The following is a 17,370-nucleotide window of genomic DNA, read 5'->3' as shown; positions in this document are numbered from 1 at the left end:
TCACCGTCGACGGGGCGGATGCACCGCTCCCTCGGTCAGGGTCAGTGGGGCGCCGGTACCGCCCCACCGCAGCGCCACGATCTCGGCCGCGACCGACACCGCCACCTCCTCGGGCGTACGGGCCCCGAGGTCGAGACCGACCGGTGAGCGCAGCCGGGACAGCTCCCGCTCGGTGAGCCCGGCCTCGGCCAGCCGCTTCGCCCGGTCGGCGTGGGTACGGCGGCTGCCCATCGCCCCGACGTAGGCGGCGGGCCGGCGCAGTGCCTCCTGGAGCAGAGGCACGTCGAACTTGGGGTCGTGCGTGAGGACGCAGACGACCGTGCGCTCGTCGGTGTCCGTCTCCCGCAGGTAGCGGTGCGGCCACTCGGCGACCACCTCGACGCCCTCGGGGAAGCGCCGGGGCGTGGCGAAGACGGGGCGGGCGTCACAGACCGTGACCCGGTAGCCGAGGAAGTCCCCGATGCGGGCGACGGCCGCCGCGTAGTCGATCGCGCCGAAGACCAGCATCCGCGGCGGCGGTGCGAAGGACTGCAGGAACACGCTGACGGAGTCCTCGCGGCGCTGCCCCTCGGGCCCGTAGTGCCGCAGGCCGGTGGCACCGAGAGCGAGCTCGCCGCGCGCGTCGGCGGTGACGGCCGCGTCCAGGCCGCTCGCGCCCAGCGTGCCCGACACCCGGTCCGGCCGGACGGCGAGCGTCGCTCCGCGCGGCGCCGGGCCGCCGGTCACCGTCGCCACGGTCACCGGCTCTCCGGACGCGACGCACTCCACGACCTCGCCGAAGGCCGGATCCACCTCGGACGTGACGGGACGCACGAGCAGCGTGATCTCACCGCCGCAGGTCAGGCCGACGGCGAAGGCGTCCTCGTCGCTGTAGCCGAAGGTCTCCAGCCGGGCCTCGCCGCTCGCCACGACCTCCTGCGCGAGCTCGAACACCGCACCCTCGACACAGCCCCCGGACACACTGCCCACGACCTCCTCGTCCGGCCCCACCGCCATCGCCGCGCCCGGGTCGCGCGGCGCGCTGCGGCTGACCTCGACGACCGTCGCGAGGCCGAACGGGATCCGGGCCGCGTACCAGCGGCCGAGCACCGGGAGGATGTCACGCACGACCGGCTCCTTCCACACAGCCCACCGGGTACCCAACCGGCGATTAATTCCGTTGTGGCCCACCGGGACGGTCTGCTGCACTGCACGGGTCGACGACGTCACCGAGTCCTTCAGGAGCCTCAGATGCGCACTGCGTCCATGTCCCCCCAGACAGGAACGGCTCTCTCTCCGAAGGACATGACGCTTCGTGCAGTTGCTCAACCTTGGAATTCTCGCCCATGTCGACGCAGGTAAGACCAGCCTGACCGAGCGGCTGCTCCATTCGGCCGGGGTGATCGACGAGGTCGGCCGCGTCGACGACGGGAACACCCGTACCGACACCCTCGCGCTGGAGCGGCAGCGTGGCATCACCATCAAGTCCGCCGTCGTCTCGTTCCCGCTCGACGGTGTGACGGTCAACCTCATCGACACACCCGGTCACCCGGATTTCATCGCCGAGGTGGAGCGGGTGCTCGGCGTGCTGGACGGCGCCGTCCTCGTGATCTCCGCCGTCGAAGGGGTGCAGGCGCAGACGCGGGTGCTGATGCGCACGCTCCAGCGGCTGCGCATCCCGACCCTGCTCTTCGTCAACAAGATCGACCGGCGCGGGGCGCGGGACGAGGAGGTGCTGCGGTCGGTCTCGGCCCGCCTGACACCCGCGATCGTGCCGATGGGAACCGCCACCGGCCTCGGCACGCGCGCGGCCCGTTTCGTCCCGGGGCCCGGTCCGGCCGCCGCCCTCGACGTCCTCGCCGACCACGACGACACCCTGCTGTCCGCCTACGTCGAGGACACCGTCACGGACGCCCTCCTGCGCAGGTCCCTCGTCGCGCAGACCCGGGAGGCCCTGGTCCACCCGGTCTACTTCGGCTCCGCCGCCACAGGCGCGGGCGTGGACGCGCTCCTGTCCGGCATCGAGGAATTGCTGCCGGCCGCCGACGGGGACGCGGACGGGCCGGTCTCCGGCACCGTGTTCAAGGTCGAGCGGGGCCCGGCGGGGGAGAAGGTCGCCTACGCCCGGATGTTCTCCGGCACCCTGCGCACCCGCGACCGGATCCCCTTCGGAGCGGACTGCGCCGAAGGCAGGATCACCGGAATCAGCGTCTTCGGCCACGGCACGGACACCCGTGCGGACGCCGTCGCCGCCGGGGAGATCGCCCGGCTGTGGGGGCTTGCCGACATCAGGATCGGCGACGCGATCGGCGAACCCCGCAAGGCGTACGAGCACTTCTTCGCCCCGCCCACCCTGGAGACGGTCGTCGTTCCGGGGCCCGGTGTGAACCGAGGCGCACTGCACCTCGCGCTCACCCAACTCGCCGAACAGGACCCGCTGATCGGCCTGCGCCACGACGAACGCCGGCAGGAGACCTCCGTCTCCCTCTACGGCGAGGTGCAGAAGGAGGTCGTCCAGGCCACCCTCGCCGACGAGTACGGTCTCCACGTCACCTTCCGCGAGACCACCCCGCTGTGCGTCGAACGGCTCGTCGGCACCGGGCATGCCGTGGAGTTCAACAAGAAGGACTCGAACCCGTTCCTGGCGACGGTCGGCCTGCGGGTCGATCCCGCACCCGTCGGCTCGGGCGTCGCCTTCCGGCTGGAGGTGGAGCTCGGCTCCATGCCGTACGCCTTCTTCAAGGCCGTCGAGGACACCGTGCGCGAGACCCTCGATCAGGGGCTGTACGGCTGGCAGGTCACCGACTGCACGGTCACCATGACCCGCAGCGGCTACTCACCCCGCCAGAGCCACGCCCACCAGGGCTTCGACAAGAGCATGTCGAGCACCGGAGCCGACTTCCGCGGCGTCACCCCGCTGGTGCTCGTCGAGGCGCTGCGGCGGGCCGGGACACGGGTGCACGAGCCGATGCACCGCTTCCGTATCGAGGCCCCGGCCGACACCCTCGGCGCCCTGCTGCCGGTCCTCGCCGGGCTCGCGGCCGTACCGGAGGCGACGCGGAACCGGGGCGACCTCTGCGTCATCGAAGGCACCGTGCCGGCGGCCCGGGTGCACACTCTCGGGCAACTGCTGCCGGGGCTGACCCGCGGTGAGGGGGAACTGGAGAGCGCCTTCGACCACTATGCGCCAGTCACGCACGGCACGATTCCCGAGCGTCCGCGCACCGACCACAACCCGCTGAACAGGAAGGAGTACTTGTTGAACGTGACACGAAGGGTGGGTGGTTGAGGTGTGGGAGCTGTCCGAGAGGGAACTTACTCCAGAGTCAGGGGTGTTGACGGTGTCCTGATATCACCGGACTGTAGTGGACATGCCGACTATCCGAGTACGTCTGCTGGTTGTCCTGGCTGTCCTCTTCGGCTCCCTGTCGGTGGCGGGCGTCCCGCCCGCCACCGCCGCGCCCCCTTCCGGCTCCCTCTGGTTCGACGACCCGGCCGTCACCGTGAACAACGGCCGCTTCACCGACGCCTCCGGCCGCGAGGTCGTACTGCGCGGCTACAACGTCTCCGGTGAGACCAAGCTCGCGGAGAACAAGGGCCTGCCCTTCGCCTCCGTCGCCGACGCCCGCAAGTCGGCGACCGCCCTGCGCGCCCTCGGCGGCGGCAACACCGTCCGCTTCCTGCTCTCCTGGGCGTACGCCGAGCCCGAGCGCGGCAAAGTGGACACCGCCTACCTGGCCGCCGCCACCGACCAGATGAAGGCCTTCCTCGACGCCGGCATCCGCGTCTACCCCGACTTCCACCAGGACCTCTACTCCCGGCACCTCTTCGACGCCGACAGCTGGTACACGGGCGACGGCGCGCCCAAGTGGGCGGTGGACGCCGGGAACTACCCGGACGAGTCCTGTGGGATCTGCCTGTTCTGGGGGCAGAACATCACCCAGAACGAGGCCGTGAAGCGGGCGTCGTACGACTTCTGGCACAACGCGCACGGCGTGCAGGACGCCTTCCTCGCCACCGCCGAGAAGACCATGGCGTACGTCCAACAGCACTTGAGCGCCGACCAGTTCGAGGGCGTCGCCGGCTTCGACCCCTACAACGAGCCGCACGCGGGCGTCTACGACTCCGGGCAGACCAGCCGCGCCTGGGAGAAGGACGTGCTGTGGCCGTTCTTCGAGAAGTTCCGGGCCCGCATGGACGCGGCCGGCTGGCGGGACAAGCCCGCCTTCGTGGAGCCGAACCTCTTCTGGAACGCGGGCCTCGACTTCCAGAGGCAGGAGGGCGGCCTGCTGGATGCCGGAAAGCTCGGACCGCGCTATGTGTTCAACACCCACTTCTACGACCAGAAGGCCATCTCCGGCGTCTTCATGTGGGGCAAGGCGGCCGACGGCCAGTACGCGAAGGACTTCCGCACGGTCCGCGACCGGGCGGCCGCCGCGCAGACCGCCGCCGTGGTCAGCGAGTTCGGGCATCCCCTGGCGGGCAACGTCTCCGACAAGGCGCCGACCGTCCTCAAGGCGATGTACCAGGCCCTCGACTCCCGCCTGAAGGGCGCCGACTGGTGGTCCGACCCGGCGGCCTCGGGACCGGTGCTCTCCGGCTCGCAATGGCAGTGGGACATCTACAACGGCCGCCACCGCGAGCTGATGAACGGCAACCCCGACAAGGTGCTCACCGCCGGTGACGCCTGGAACGACGAGGACCTGTCCGCCGTACGCCTCGACGACTCGGGCAAGCCGGTGCTGCGCCAGGACGCCCGGCTCCTGGACCGCCTCTACCCGAGCGCCACGGCCGGTACGACCGTCGGCTTCACCTACGAGGACCGCTCCCGGGACGGCTCGACGACCCTGACCTGGAACCCGGTGCCCAACTCCTTGCCGAAGGTGCGGCAGTTGGTGGGCTCCGGACAGTACGGGCTGCTGCTGTGGCGCTCGGACGGCGGCCGGGCGCCCACCGAACTGCACCTGCCGGCGAGCTTCCCGACCGCGTCCACCACGGTCGTCTCCGACCTGGGCACGGCCCACGCCCCGCCCGCGTACACCTCGACGACCCCGATCGGCGTGGCCCAGGAGCCCGGCGGCACGGGAAGCCGCCGCCTGCTGCTCACCGCGCCGGACTCGGGCGTCCTGCACTACGCGCTGGTGACCAACGGGGCGACGGCTCCCTCGGCGGATCTGCTGAACGCGGCCCGCTCCGAGCTGGCGGCGTGGGCGGCGAAGGAGGTCAACTAGCGGACGGGCTCGTCCAGCCGGCCTCGACATGACCGAGCCGGACGCGCTGCGGGTGGTCTCCGACCGGCACGGACGCGACCTTCTTCCCGGTGGCGAAGTCGATGGCCGTGACCTGGTCGGAGCCGCTCTCGGAGACGACACAACTCCTGCCGTCACCGCTGACCGTGGCCCAGTAGGGCTTGGCGGCGGTGACGAGCGGGCCCTCCTGGAGGGTGCCGCGGTCGACGACCGTCGCGTAGTCGTCCATGGTCCCCGCGACGCACAGCTTCTTGCCGTCCGGGCTCATCGAGAGGCCGTGGTGGCGTGAGTCGTTGACGAAGGTGGTGCGGTCGTCACTGGTCGCCGGGTTCTTCGGCAGGGTCTTCGTGCGGGTGATCTTGTCGGTGGCCAGGTCGTACTCGAAGAAGCCGTTGAAGAACGACACCTGGAAGTACAGCTTCGACTCGTCCGGCGAGAACACCGCCGGCCGGACCGCGTCGGAGAAGTCCTTCAGGCCGATCGCGTCCAGGCGCGGACGCATGTCGATGACCTTGACCTGCTGGTACGTGGTCGCGTCGATGACGGTGATGCGGCGGTCGCCCTTCGTCCAGTCCAGCCAGGACGCGTCGGTCTGCGTGTTCACCTCGCCGATCGACATGTTGTAGATGTACTTGCCGTCCTTGGTGAAGATGTTCTCGTGCGGCTTGTCGCCGGTTGCGGCCTTGCCGAGCTGCTTGCCGGTCTCGATGTCCAGGACGTGCACGGTGTTGCCGGTGGACGCCGACACGGCGACCCGTTTGCCGTCGGGGGAGACGGCCATGTGGTCGGAGCGGAAACCGGACACCGGGAAGCGCCAGTTGATCCGCCCGGAGGCGAGGTCGATGGAGACGACGTCGGCGAAGCTGGGCCGGGAGACGACCACCGACTTCCCGTCCGGCGTGGAGTACATGTCGTCGACGAACTGGTCGTGTCCCTCGCCGACGCTGTTGCGGATCGTCATGAAGGCGATCCATCTGATCGGATCGGCGTTGATCTCCGCCATCCGCTCGTCCTTGTCGGGGATGACGTTGATCCGGCCGATCTTCGCCAAGTCGCCGGTGGACTTGATGACATCGGCGGTGCCCTCCCAGTTGTTGCCCACGAACAGCACCTGGCGCAGCGCGTCAGGGGCGTCCGCGTGGGCGGCGGTCGCGGGAAGGGTGGCGGTCAGGGCGAGGGCGGCGGTCAGGGAGCACAGGTGCCGTCGTCGGAAGACGGGCATGGCTGATCCCTCCTCTGCGGGTGGGGGTGAGGAATCTGAACACACATACTTTCAGAGTCAACTTACTGCAAAGTAAGGAAAGGGCGGCCTACTTCACAAGACCGCGTCCACGACAAAATCGCGTTCGAGGGAAGATGGGTGTCCGAGCGGATGAAGGGAGAGCCGGTGCCGGGCAGACTCAGAGCGCCGACCGGCCGCTACGGCGGCAAGACCGCCGAGGAGCGGCAGGCCGAGCGGCGCCGGCGGTTCCTGGACGCCGCGCTCCAGCTGTTCGGTGACAACCCCGGCTTCCGCGCCACCACCGTCGCGGCGCTCAGCGAGGCGGCCGGGCTGTCCACCCGTCAGTTCTACGAGGAGTTCCGCACCCTGGAGGACGTGCTCGCGGCGCTGCACCTCCAGGTCAACGACTGGGCCGAGGCGGCGGTGCTGGAGGCGGCGGCCGGAGCGGCGGACCTGCCGCTCGTCGAACGCGCGACCGCGATCTTCCGCGCCTACGCCGGGAACGTCGCCGCCGATCCGCGCCGGATCCGCATCACCTTCGTCGAGATCATCGGCGTCAGCCCGCGCCTGGAGGAGCAGCGGCTCGCCCGCCGGGCCGGCTGGATCGACCTCATCTGCGCCGAGGCCCGGGCGGCCGCCGCGCGCGGGGAGGCGGCACCCCGCGACTACCGCCTCGCGGCGACGGGTTTCATCGGCAGCGTCAACGGCCTGCTGCACGACTGGAGCGCCGGCTGGGTCGACGCGACGCTGGACGAGGTCGTCGACGAACTGGTCCGGCAGCTGCTGGGGATCCTGCGGCCGCCGGGGTGGAGCCCGCGGGGCTGACTCAGACCCGCGTACGGTCACGTCCGGTCGCCCGGGCTCCGGGAAAGGCGCGCCGGTAGTCGCCGGGCGACACCCCGAGGTGCCTGAGGAAGTGGTGGCGGAGATTGTTGGCCGTGCCGAGGCCGCTCAGCTCCCCGACCTTCTCGATCGGCAGGTCCGTCGACTCCAGCAGTGACCGGGCGCGTCCGAGCCGCTGGTCGAGAAGCCACTGCAGAGGCGTCGTCCCGGTGGCGGCCTGCAGCCGCCGGTAGAACGTACGTGGGCTCATCGCGGCCCGCCTCGCCAGGTCGGCCACGGTCAGCGGCCGGTCCAGGTTGGCCCGCGCCCACTCGAGGACGGGCGCCAGCCCCTGGTCGTCGCCGGCCGGCACCGACAGCTCGATGAACTGCGCCTGCCCGCCCGGCCGGTGGGCGGGCACGACCATGCGGCGCGCCAGCTGGTTCGCGACGTGCGCGCCGAGATCGCGCCGCACCAGGTGCAGACACAGGTCGAGTCCGGCGGTCAGTCCCGCGCTGGTGAGCACGTCGCCGTCGTCCACGTACAGCACCGACGCGTCGACGTGCACCTTCGGGTAGCGCTCGGCCAGCTGGGCGGTGTGCATCCAGTGGGCGGTGGCGCGCCGTCCGTCGAGCAGCCCCGCCTCGGCGAGCGCGAAGGCGCCGGTGCACAGGGAGACCATGCGGGCGCCCGCGTCATGAGCACGGCGCAGGGCCGCGATCAGCTCCCGCGGCAGCGGCCTGCCCTCCTCGACGCACGGGTCGGGCACCGAGGGCACGATGACCGTGTCGGCACCGACCAGGTCGTCCAGCCCGTACCGGGTGCGCAGGCTCAGGCCGTGACCGTCCGCCGCACCGTCCCCCTCAGGCCCGGCCCCGGTCCCGCACAGCCGCAGGTCGTACCAGGGATCGGCCAGATCGGGCTGCGGCTTGCCGAACACGGTGCACGGGATGCTCAGTTCGTACAGATCCCACGAGGGGACCCCGATCTCCTCGGTCACGACCACGGCGACAGAACCGGCACTCATGCTCCGCAGCCTATGGCAGGAATTTGGTGGAGGCCGTCACTGCTGTCACTTTTCCCGATCTCCGTGCCCTGCGAACGTTGGCCGTACGTGATCACACGTCACTTTCCAATGGAGCACGAGGAGTTGGGCATGAACGCACGACACCGGCCGGTCACCGTCGTCGGACTGGGCTCGATGGGCTCGGCACTGGCCGCCACGCTGCTGGAGCGGGGCCACCCGACCACCGTCTGGAACCGTTCCCCGGACAAGGCCCGCCCCTTGGCCGACCGGGGTGCCCGTCTGGCCGCCACACCCCAGGAGGCGATCGCCGCCTCCCCGCTGACCATCGCCTGTGTGCTGGACTACGAGGCGATGTACACCGTCCTCGACCCGGCCACCGGCGAACTGGCGGGCAGAACCCTGGTCAACCTCTCCTCCGGCTCTCCCGAGCAGGCCCAGGAGGCCGTCAAGTGGGCCCATTCCCACGGGGCCGACTACCTCGACGGCGCCATCATGACCACCCCGCCCGGCGTCGGCGACCCCGCCATGATGTTCCTCTACAGCGGCTCCCGGGAGGTCTTCGACGCCCACCGCCCCACCCTGGCGACCCTCGGCGACCCCCTCCACCTGGGCACCGACCCCGGCCTCGCCTCCCTCTACGACGCCGCCCTGCTCGGCCTGATGTGGTCCACCATGACCGGCTGGCTGCACGGCACCGCGCTGGTCGGCGCCGAGCGGACATCGGCCACCGACTTCACCCCGGTCGCGATCCGCTGGCTGAGCGCGGTGGCGGGCTTCCTCACCACGTACGCGCCCCAGGTGGACGCCGGCCGCTACCCGGGCGACGACGCCACCGTCGACGTGCAGATCGCGACCATCGACCACCTCATCCACGCGGCGGCGGCCCGCGGCATCGACAACGCCCTGCCCGAGCTCCTGAAGGCCGCCATGGAGAAGGCCGCCGCCGCCGGCCACGGACAGGACAGTTACGCGAGCCTCATCGAGGTCCTGAGGAACCCCGCCGACAGCGAGGCCTGACATCGGCTAGACCGACACCAGCACCACGAGATTCGCCGCCACCAGCAGCGCGCATCCCGGCAGCAGACCGGCCAGCAGCCGTGCGCGGAGCCCGCGGTACACCGCCTCGTACTCGGCCCGCCGGGCGGCGGCGTCCACGGTCTGCTCCAGCGGCGTGGCGATGGTCGTCGGGCCGACGCCGCCCGGCACGGTATCAGCGAGGCCCGCTCCACGGCGTAGCCGAAGTCGACGTCGCCGACGTTGCCGGGGTTGTACCCGGCGTCGATCACGACGGCGCCGGGCTTGCCGTCCCGGCCGCGGATCAGCCGGGGCCGTCCCACCGCGGGTGAGCGTCGCGTCCCGGGCGAGCAGCAGCGTTCGTCCTCCCCACCAGTGCCTTGAGGGCCTGCGGGGTGTCCACGCTGCGGGGCTCGTCGGCGTCGTTCCTCCTACTCGTCCCAGGCCTGGACCAGAGTCTGCTCGGCGATCTTGCCGTCCCGCAGCGAGAGCATGGACTCGGACAGGACACGCACCCCGTCCGAGTACTCGCAGCTCTCGCTGTAGGCGGCCTCGTCGCCCTGGATGACGCACCGCTCCAGCTTGTGCGTCATGTCGCGGCTGTAGACGTCCTCCAGCATCCGGCTGATCTCGTCCCGGCCGTGCAGGACCTTGGGGTGGCTGGGCTGGGTCGTGCGGTCGACGATGCGGAACTCCGCGTCGTCGGCGTAGAGCGAGAGGAAGATGTCCGGGCTCTGTCCTTCCACGGCCCGGCGCAGCGTCTCTCGGTCGAAGGCGGGGTCTGCCGCGGTTCCCATGATGACCTCCTTCGAAGGGCCGCGACCCGGTCGGGACCGGGCCGCGAGGGGCCTCTCCTGTCGAGCCTCCTCCCGTCCGGCGAGCTCGGCAAACGCAGCCGGACCACTGGGCCTGACGGGCGAGCGCCACCGCCCGCCCGTATCCGCCGGGGACCCGCTCGCGCTGCGATACGCATGCTCTCAACACGACGTATCGTCGCCGCCGTTGGTCTCGCCGCGGGTGTCACCGGCCTCGCCGCGCCGATGGCGAACGCGGCCGACGCGGAGTCCCGGAGCCCGCTCAGCCCGGTCGCCACGCTCGACTCGCTGACCGTGAGTGACATCCCCGCCGAGCACGAGGACGAGATCCCACGGCCCTCCTCCCAGCCGGCCGGGCTCAGTCCGCCGCGGCCAGGAACTGGGTCGCCGCCAGCTCCGCGTAGAGCGGGTCGGCGGTCACCAGCTCGCGATGAGTGCCGACCGCCCGGACACGACCCGCGTCCATCACCACGATCCGGTCGGCCATCGTCACCGTGGACAGCCGGTGCGCCACCACGAGGACCGTCGTCGTACGGGCCACGTCCGCGACGGTGTCGCGCAGCGCCGCCTCGTTGACCGCGTCCAGCTGCGAGGTCGCCTCGTCGAGCAGCAGCAGCCGGGGGCGGCGCAGCAGAGCCCGGGCGATGGCGACCCGCTGCCGTTCACCGCCCGACAGCTTGGTGCCACGATGCCCGACGAGCGTGTCGAGACCGCCGGGCAGCCGGGCGACCAGACCGTCGAGACGGGTCGTCTTCAGTACCCGCGCGAGGGCGTCGTCGTCCGCCTCCGGATTGCCCAGCAGCAGGTTGTCCCGCAGGGAGCCCGACAGGACCGGCGCGTCCTGCTCCACGTAGCCGATGGCGGCGCGCAGTTGCGTCAGCTCCCAGTCGGCGAGGTCGCGCCCGTCGAACGTGATCGCCCCGGAGTCCGGCTCGTAGAACCGCTCGATCAGCGAGAAGACGGTGGTCTTGCCGGCGCCGGACGGGCCCACGAACGCCGTCATGCCCTGCGCGGGAACGGCGAACGTCACCCCGTGGTGGACGTACGGCAGGTCGTCGGCGTAGCGGAAGCGGACGTCGTGGAAGGCCAGGGTGGCGGGCTGCGCGCAGGGGGAGGGGAGCGGGGCGGCCGCGGCCGCCGGCTCGGCGGGCAGACGCAGCGCCTCCTGGATGCGGGTGAGGGCCGCGGCGCCCGTCTGGTACTGCGTGACGGCGCCGACGACCTGCTGTATCGGGGACATCAGATAGAAGACGAACAGCAGGAACGCGACCAGCGTGCCCACGTCGATCGCGCCGGTCGCCACGCGCGCGCCACCCACCGCGAGCACCGTGATGAAGGCGATCTGCATGGCGAGCCCCGCCGTGTTGCCCGCGGCCGCCGACCACTTGGCGGCCCGCACACTCTGGCGCCACGACTCCTGCGCCGCCTCGTGCAGCGTGCGTTCCTCCCGGTGCTCGGCACCGGACGCCTTCACGGTGCGCAGGGCGCCGAGGATCCGCTCCAGCGAGGCACCCATGACACCCACCGCGTCCTGCGCCTGCCGGCTCGCCTTGTTGATACGCGGCACGATCACGCCGAGGATCACGCCCGCGCCCAGGATCACGGCCAGGGTGACGCCCAGCAGCACGGCGTCCACCAGGCCCATCATCACCACCGTCGCGACGAGCGTGAGGCCGCCCGTGCCCAGGCCGACCAGCGAGTCGGTGGTGACCGCGCGCAGCAGGGTGGTGTCCGAGGTGATGCGGGCCATCAGGTCCCCGGGTTCGCTGCGGTCCACGGCCGGGATGCGCAGCCGCAGCAGATACGACGACAGGGCGCGCCGCGCGCCGAGCACCACCGACTCGGCGGTGCGCTGCAACACGTACGAACCCAGCGCGCCGACCGCCGCGTTGGCCACGATCAGGGCCGACATCACCAGCAGCGCCCCGGTGATGGCCCGGTCGTGCGCCAGATCGTCGATCAGGTCCTGCGCCACCAGCGGCAGCATCAGCCCGGTCGCCCCGGTGACCAGCGAGAGCACCGCACCGGCGAACAGGGACCGGCGGTGCGGCCGTACGTATCCGAGCAGCAGCCGCCAGGCGGGCGTACCGGTATCGGTCTCCGCGATGCTCACATCACTCCTTCGGCGTCGGGCGGAGCGTTCAGATTACGGGGGCCGCGGGGTGCGGTGCCCGGCGTTTTCGAACAGTGTGTGAGCTGGTGATACAGCGCCGCGGGTGGCCGATCCGCATCCCTTGCCGATCAGTCGCGCGTAGGGTCGGGAAGGAAGGCATCCCGGCCGACGAAGCCGACGAAGGAGTCAGCATGACGCAGGAAGTACGCGGTGTGATCGCACCGGGCAAGGACGAGCCGGTACGGATCGAGACCATCGTCGTGCCCGATCCCGGCCCGGGGGAGGCGGTCGTGCGCGTCCAGGCCTGCGGGGTGTGCCACACCGATCTGCACTACAAGCAGGGCGGCATCAGCGACGACTTCCCCTTCCTGCTCGGCCACGAGGCCGCGGGCGTGGTCGAGGCGGTCGGCGACGGCGTCACCGACGTGGAGCCCGGTGACTTCGTGATCCTCAACTGGCGTGCGGTGTGCGGGAAGTGCCGGGCCTGTCTGCGCGGGCGGCCCTGGTACTGCTTCGACACGCACAACGCCGAGCAGAAGATGACCCTCGCCTCGACCGGCCAGGAGCTCTCCCCGGCCCTCGGTATCGGCGCCTTCGCCGAGAAGACGCTGGTCGCGGCCGGGCAGTGCACCAAGGTCGACCCGGCCGTCGCCGCGCAGGTGGCCGGGCTGCTCGGCTGCGGCGTCATGGCCGGCATCGGCGCCGCGATCAACACCGGGAACGTCGGCCGGGGCGACACGGTCGCCGTCATCGGCTGCGGTGGCGTCGGCGACGCGGCCGTCGCCGGCTCGCACCTCGCCGGAGCGGCGAAGATCATCGCCGTCGACATCGACGACCGCAAGCTGGAGACCGCTCGGAGCATGGGCGCCACCCACACCGTCAACTCGCGCGAGACCGACCCGGTCGAGGCGATCCGCGAACTCACCGGCGGCTTCGGCGCCGACGTCGTCATCGAGGCCGTCGGCCGCCCGGAGACGTACAAGCAGGCCTTCTACGCCCGCGACCTCGCCGGTACGGTCGTCCTGGTCGGCGTGCCCACCCCCGAGATGAAACTCGAACTGCCGCTGCTGGACGTGTTCGGGCGGGGCGGGGCGCTGAAGTCGTCGTGGTACGGCGACTGCCTGCCCTCCCGCGACTTCCCCATGCTGATCGACCTGCACCTGCAAGGCCGCCTGGACCTCGGGGCGTTCGTCACCGAGACCATCCAGCTCGACGAGGTGGAGAAGGCGTTCGAGCGGATGCACCACGGCGACGTGCTGCGCTCGGTGGTGGTGCTGTGATGACCCCGCGTGTCGAACACCTCGTCACCTCCGGGCAGTTCAGCCTCGACGGCGGCACCTGGGACGTCGACAACAACGTCTGGATCGTCGGCGACGACCACGAGGCGATCGTCATCGACGCCGCCCACGACGCCGACGCGATCGCCGAGGCCGTCGGAGACCGCCGGCTCACGGCCATCGTGTGCACCCACGCCCACAACGACCACATCGACGCCGCCCCCGCACTCGCCGAGCGCACCGGGGCCACCATCTGGCTGCACCACGACGACCTGCCGCTGTGGAAGCAGACCCACCCGGACCGCGAGCCCGACGCCTGGCTGGTCGACGGCCAGGTGATCGAGGCCGGCGGCGCCGGCCTGCGGGTCCTGCACACCCCGGGGCACGCGCCCGGCGCGGTGTGCCTGTACGACCCCGGGCTCGCCACCGTCTTCACCGGGGACACCCTCTTCCAGGGCGGCCCCGGCGCCACCGGCCGGTCCTTCTCGCACTTCCCGACGATCATCGACTCGATCCGCGACCGCCTCCTCACACTGCCGCCCGAGACGAAGGTCCTCACCGGCCACGGAGACTCCACGACCATCGGCGCGGAGGCCCCGCACCTTCAGGAGTGGATCGCCCGCGGCCACTGACGGCGTGTCGTCAGGAAAAGACGACAGAAGATGTCCGGCTTCCCCGTCACCCTGGAGGCGACAAGCAGCCACGGTCACGGGAGGTCGGACATGTCAGCTCCGCTGAAGGGCAAGGTCGCACTGGTCGCCGGTGCGACCCGGGGCGCCGGACGGGGAATCGCGGTGGAGCTCGGCGCGGCCGGCGCCACCGTCTACGTCACCGGACGCACCACACGCGCCCGCCGCTCGGAGTACGACCGGCCCGAGACCATCGAGGACACCGCCGACCTGGTCACCGAGGCCGGCGGGCAGGGCATCGCCGTACCCACCGACCACCTCGACGCCGCTCAGGTCCGCGCCCTGGTGGACCGGATCGCGGACGAACAGGGCCGCCTCGACGTCCTCGTCAACGACATCTGGGGCGGCGAGAAGCTCTTCGAGTGGGACACCCCGCTGTGGGAGCACGACCTCGACAACGGCCTGCGCCTGCTCCGGCTCGCGGTCGAGACCCACGCGATCACCGGCCACCACGCCCTGCCCCTGCTGCTGCGCAACCCCGGCGGCCTGGTCGTCGAGGTCACCGACGGCACCGCCGACTACAACGGCGACCACTACCGCGTGAACTTCTTCTACGACCTCGCCAAGGCCTCCGTCCTGCGCATGGCCTTCGCCCTCGGCCACGAACTCGGCCCGCTCGGCGCCACCGCCGTCGCCCTCACCCCCGGCTGGCTGCGCTCGGAACTCATGCTGGACACCTACGGGGTCCGCGAGGACAACTGGCGCGACGCCCTGGAGCGCGTACCCCACTTCGCCATCTCGGAGACCCCGCGCTACGTGGGCCGGGCCGTGGCCGCGCTGGCCGCCGACCCGGACGTGGTGCGATGGAACGGCCGGTCCCTCTCCAGCGGCGGCCTCGCAAAGGTGTACGGCTTCACCGACCTCGACGGCAGTCGCCCGGACGCCTGGCGCTACCTCGTCGAGGTGCAGGACGCGGGCAAGCCGGCCGACACGACGGGCTACCGCTGAGCGCCACGGACTGCGGCACTGACGGCGTGCGGCTGCGGGCCGACGACCTCGACTGGACCTTCGGCACCGGCACACCCCTGCACGGCACGGCGCAGGACCTCCTGCTGGCCACCTTCGGCCGGCGTCTGCCGCCCGGCCGGCTGAGTGGAGAGTTATGTCACCGTTTCGTCGCAGGCTGAAAGTCCGTACAACCGAACCCCCCGTGTGCCCGTCTAGCTGGCAGGGATCGCAGACCATGTGACCACTTCCGCGAAAGGGCAGGACCAACCATGGGGGACGTACGCAGACGGGGCGCCGTCGTACTCGGGATCACCGGACTGGTGGCACCGCTCACGCTCGCGCTCGGCGCCACGCCGGCCGCGGCCGCGAGCTGCACCGCGAAGACCGGCCCGTACCAGAAGCAGGTGGAGAAGTTCCTGGGCCGTCCGGTCGACGGCAAGCAGTCCGCCGCCGACTGCAAGGCGATCCGCGCCTTCCAGACCAAGCACGGCATCTCCCCGAACGCCGGCTACGCCGGGCCCGTCACCTGGGGAGTGATGGACCTGATGCAGAAGCAGAAGGCCGTCGGGAAGAACCCGAACAAGGACGGCAAGTGCCCGGTGAACAAGGGCCGGATCGCCTGCGTGAACCTGAGCCTCCAGCTGAGCTGGATCCAGGACGGCAAGAAGCTCGTCTACGGCCCGGTCCCGGTCCGCACGGGCCGCGACGGCTACGAGACCCGCACCGGCCTGAAGAAGATCTACTGGCGCAACATCGACCACGTCTCGTCCATCTACGACGTGCCGATGCCCTACGCCCAGTTCTTCGACGGCGGCCAGGCCTTCCACTCGGTCGGCGTCAGCATGTGGAACCCGCCGGGCTCGCACGGTTGCGTCAACATGACCAAGACCGACGCCAAGAAGTACTGGTCGCTGCTGAAGAAGAACGACGACGTCTTCGTGTACGGCCGCAAGCCGGGCACCTGATCCAGGCACCCGGCTCGCACGGAGCCCCTACAGGGGCGCGTCCCCGAAGTCCGGGATCTCCAGCCGTACCCCGCCCTGCCGCGCGGACTCGTGAGCGATGATGCCCGGCAGGGTGTAGCGGGCGGCCACCCACGCGTTCACCGACGGCAGGGTGCGCGTGTTGACGGCGGTCACGAAGTCGTCCACCAGGAAGTGGTGGCTGCCCTCGTGGCCGTTGTGGAGGTTGTCGAACTCCCTGGGCAGCCGCGCACGGTCGTGCACGGGAGCCGACCCGGAGGTGAAGGCGGCCCGCAGCTCCGGCGCGATGTGCTGGAGCGACGGGTCGTCGGGCGCCATGGTGGGCTTGGGCTCCAGCAGTTCGCTGATGTCCTGCACCCCCTGCTTGTCCTGCCACAGGGCGACCGTGGCGAGCTGTTCCATGCTCGCCTCGGTGCCGAAGAAGCGGAAACGCGACTCCCGTATGTGCGAGGGGTAGCCGACCCGCCGGAACTCGTTCGTACGGAACGAGCCGCCGCCCGCCACCTCGAACAGCGCGGTGGCGTTGGAGAAGTCGTTGCCGAACTGGCTGACCTCCTTGTCGAAGACGCCGTCGCCCCGGTCGTCGACGACACCGATCGCCGACACGCTGACAGCGTGCGTCTGCCAGGCGCCCAGCACCCCGCCGACCGCGTGCGTCGGGTACAGCAGCGGGGGATAGCTGGCGGTGGCCTTCCAGTTCTCGCCGCCGCTGTACTGGTAGGCCTCGTAGAACCCCAGGTCCATGTCGTGGACGTAGTCGCCCTCGGCGTAGAACAGCCGCCCGAAGGCGCCCTCGGCGATCTGGTTGCGGGCGTGGACCGTCGCCGGGTTGTACTCGCTGGTCTCGCCCATCATGTACGTCAGCCCGGTGGCCTTGACCGCGTCGATGATCGCCGCGATCTCCTCCGTGCTGATCGCCATGGGGACCGCGGAGTACACGTGCTTGCCGGCGCCCAGGCCCTGGAGCACCAGCGGCCCGTGCGTCCAGCGCTGCGTGAAGATCGCGACGGCGTCGACGTCCTCCGATTCCAGCATGGCCTGGTACGACGGGAAGGTGCCCGTCAGCCCCTGCGCGGAGGCGAGTTGCTCGGCCCGCTCGGGCAGCAGGTCGGTGACGTAGACGGCGCTGACGCCGGGGTGGGCCTGGAACAGCGTGGCGAACTGGCCCGAGAACTGTCCGGCGCCGACGATGCCGATGGAGAACGTCATGTAAGGCGTGCCCTTCACTGGTC

Annotated in this window: 15 protein-coding genes and 2 pseudogenes; 10 read left to right on the top strand and 7 right to left on the bottom strand. The window is 70.9% G+C overall.

The features are described from left to right. Positions 1–1,107, bottom strand: a complete 1,107-nt coding sequence (locus ACIBNA_RS06350) for an XdhC family protein (RefSeq protein ID WP_399164105.1) — start codon at positions 1,105–1,107, stop codon at positions 1–3. Positions 1,108–1,294: 187 nt separating this feature from the next. Between ACIBNA_RS06350 and ACIBNA_RS06345 the strand changes: the two genes are divergently transcribed. Then, a complete protein-coding gene (locus tag ACIBNA_RS06345) occupies positions 1,295–3,268 on the top strand; it encodes a GTP-binding protein (protein ID WP_399164104.1) in 1,974 nt (657 codons plus the stop codon). An 82-nt stretch (positions 3,269–3,350) separates the two neighbouring features. Next, a complete protein-coding gene (locus ACIBNA_RS06340; protein WP_399164103.1) occupies positions 3,351–5,210 on the top strand; it encodes a cellulase family glycosylhydrolase in 1,860 nt (619 codons plus the stop codon). On the opposite strand, the gene ACIBNA_RS06335 is transcribed toward ACIBNA_RS06340, so the two are convergent. Then, positions 5,203–6,450 (bottom strand): YncE family protein, encoded by a 1,248-nt coding sequence (locus tag ACIBNA_RS06335; protein WP_399164102.1) that lies wholly within the window; start codon positions 6,448–6,450, stop codon positions 5,203–5,205. The genes ACIBNA_RS06340 and ACIBNA_RS06335 overlap by 8 nt on opposite strands. A gap of 165 nt (positions 6,451–6,615) precedes the next feature. Here ACIBNA_RS06335 and ACIBNA_RS06330 point away from each other — a divergent pair, with 165 nt between their 5' ends. After that, the gene (locus tag ACIBNA_RS06330; RefSeq protein WP_399164338.1) at positions 6,616–7,275 is read left to right on the top strand and encodes a TetR/AcrR family transcriptional regulator; all 660 of its coding nucleotides are present in this window, start codon (positions 6,616–6,618) and stop codon (positions 7,273–7,275) included. A gap of 1 nt (position 7,276) precedes the next feature. Here ACIBNA_RS06330 and ACIBNA_RS06325 read toward each other — a convergent pair whose 3' ends face one another. Then, entirely contained in the window at positions 7,277–8,299 is a 1,023-nt protein-coding gene (locus ACIBNA_RS06325; RefSeq protein ID WP_399164101.1) for a GlxA family transcriptional regulator, read from the bottom strand. Between the two features lie 129 nt (positions 8,300–8,428). Here ACIBNA_RS06325 and ACIBNA_RS06320 point away from each other — a divergent pair, with 129 nt between their 5' ends. Continuing rightward, the gene (locus ACIBNA_RS06320) at positions 8,429–9,316 is read left to right on the top strand and encodes an NAD(P)-dependent oxidoreductase (RefSeq protein ID WP_399164100.1); all 888 of its coding nucleotides are present in this window, start codon (positions 8,429–8,431) and stop codon (positions 9,314–9,316) included. A 117-nt stretch (positions 9,317–9,433) separates the two neighbouring features. Here ACIBNA_RS06320 and ACIBNA_RS06315 read toward each other — a convergent pair. Continuing rightward, positions 9,434–9,639: pseudogene (locus tag ACIBNA_RS06315) on the bottom strand (bifunctional 5,10-methylene-tetrahydrofolate dehydrogenase/5,10-methylene-tetrahydrofolate cyclohydrolase); the annotation flags it as partial. Positions 9,640–9,744: 105 nt separating this feature from the next. Beyond that, positions 9,745–10,110: a nuclear transport factor 2 family protein gene (locus ACIBNA_RS06310; RefSeq protein WP_399164099.1), complete on the bottom strand. Its 366-nt coding sequence runs from the start codon at positions 10,108–10,110 to the stop codon at positions 9,745–9,747. A 174-nt stretch (positions 10,111–10,284) separates the two neighbouring features. Between ACIBNA_RS06310 and ACIBNA_RS06305 the strand changes: the two are divergent. Continuing rightward, positions 10,285–10,491: pseudogene (locus tag ACIBNA_RS06305) on the top strand (hypothetical protein); the annotation flags it as partial. Here ACIBNA_RS06305 and ACIBNA_RS06300 read toward each other — a convergent pair. Then, on the bottom strand, positions 10,487–12,241 hold the full coding sequence (locus tag ACIBNA_RS06300) for an ABC transporter ATP-binding protein (RefSeq protein WP_399164098.1): 1,755 nt from the start codon (positions 12,239–12,241) through the stop codon (positions 10,487–10,489). The pseudogene ACIBNA_RS06305 and the gene ACIBNA_RS06300 sit on opposite strands and share 5 nt — an antisense overlap. Positions 12,242–12,432: 191 nt before the next feature. Here ACIBNA_RS06300 and ACIBNA_RS06295 point away from each other — a divergent pair, with 191 nt between their 5' ends. From ACIBNA_RS06295 to ACIBNA_RS06275, 5 genes are all read left to right on the top strand, one after another. Then, positions 12,433–13,521 (top strand): S-(hydroxymethyl)mycothiol dehydrogenase, encoded by a 1,089-nt coding sequence (locus tag ACIBNA_RS06295; protein ID WP_399164097.1) that lies wholly within the window; start codon positions 12,433–12,435, stop codon positions 13,519–13,521. Then, positions 13,521–14,150 carry an MBL fold metallo-hydrolase gene (locus ACIBNA_RS06290; RefSeq protein WP_399164096.1) on the top strand — a complete coding sequence of 210 codons (630 nt, stop codon included), beginning with the start codon at positions 13,521–13,523 and terminating at the stop codon, positions 14,148–14,150. Before ACIBNA_RS06295 ends, ACIBNA_RS06290 begins: the two co-directional genes overlap by 1 nt. A 90-nt stretch (positions 14,151–14,240) precedes the next feature. Then, the gene (locus ACIBNA_RS06285; protein WP_399164095.1) at positions 14,241–15,155 is read left to right on the top strand and encodes an SDR family oxidoreductase; all 915 of its coding nucleotides are present in this window, start codon (positions 14,241–14,243) and stop codon (positions 15,153–15,155) included. Between the two features lie 26 nt (positions 15,156–15,181). Next, on the top strand, positions 15,182–15,334 hold the full coding sequence (locus tag ACIBNA_RS06280; RefSeq protein ID WP_399164094.1) for a hypothetical protein: 153 nt from the start codon (positions 15,182–15,184) through the stop codon (positions 15,332–15,334). A 90-nt stretch (positions 15,335–15,424) separates the two neighbouring features. Next, positions 15,425–16,120: a L,D-transpeptidase family protein gene (locus tag ACIBNA_RS06275; protein WP_274821635.1), complete on the top strand. Its 696-nt coding sequence runs from the start codon at positions 15,425–15,427 to the stop codon at positions 16,118–16,120. 27 nt (positions 16,121–16,147) lie between these two features. Here ACIBNA_RS06275 and ACIBNA_RS06270 read toward each other — a convergent pair whose 3' ends face one another. Then, the gene (locus tag ACIBNA_RS06270; RefSeq protein WP_399164093.1) at positions 16,148–17,347 is read right to left on the bottom strand and encodes a Gfo/Idh/MocA family protein; all 1,200 of its coding nucleotides are present in this window, start codon (positions 17,345–17,347) and stop codon (positions 16,148–16,150) included. Between the last annotated feature and the right edge of the window lie 23 nt (positions 17,348–17,370).

Origin of the sequence: Streptomyces sp. NPDC050164 (genome assembly GCF_044459945.1) — a bacterium.
GTDB lineage: Bacteria > Actinomycetota > Actinomycetes > Streptomycetales > Streptomycetaceae > Streptomyces > Streptomyces coeruleorubidus_A.
This window is presented reverse-complemented; position numbering and strand designations above follow the sequence as displayed.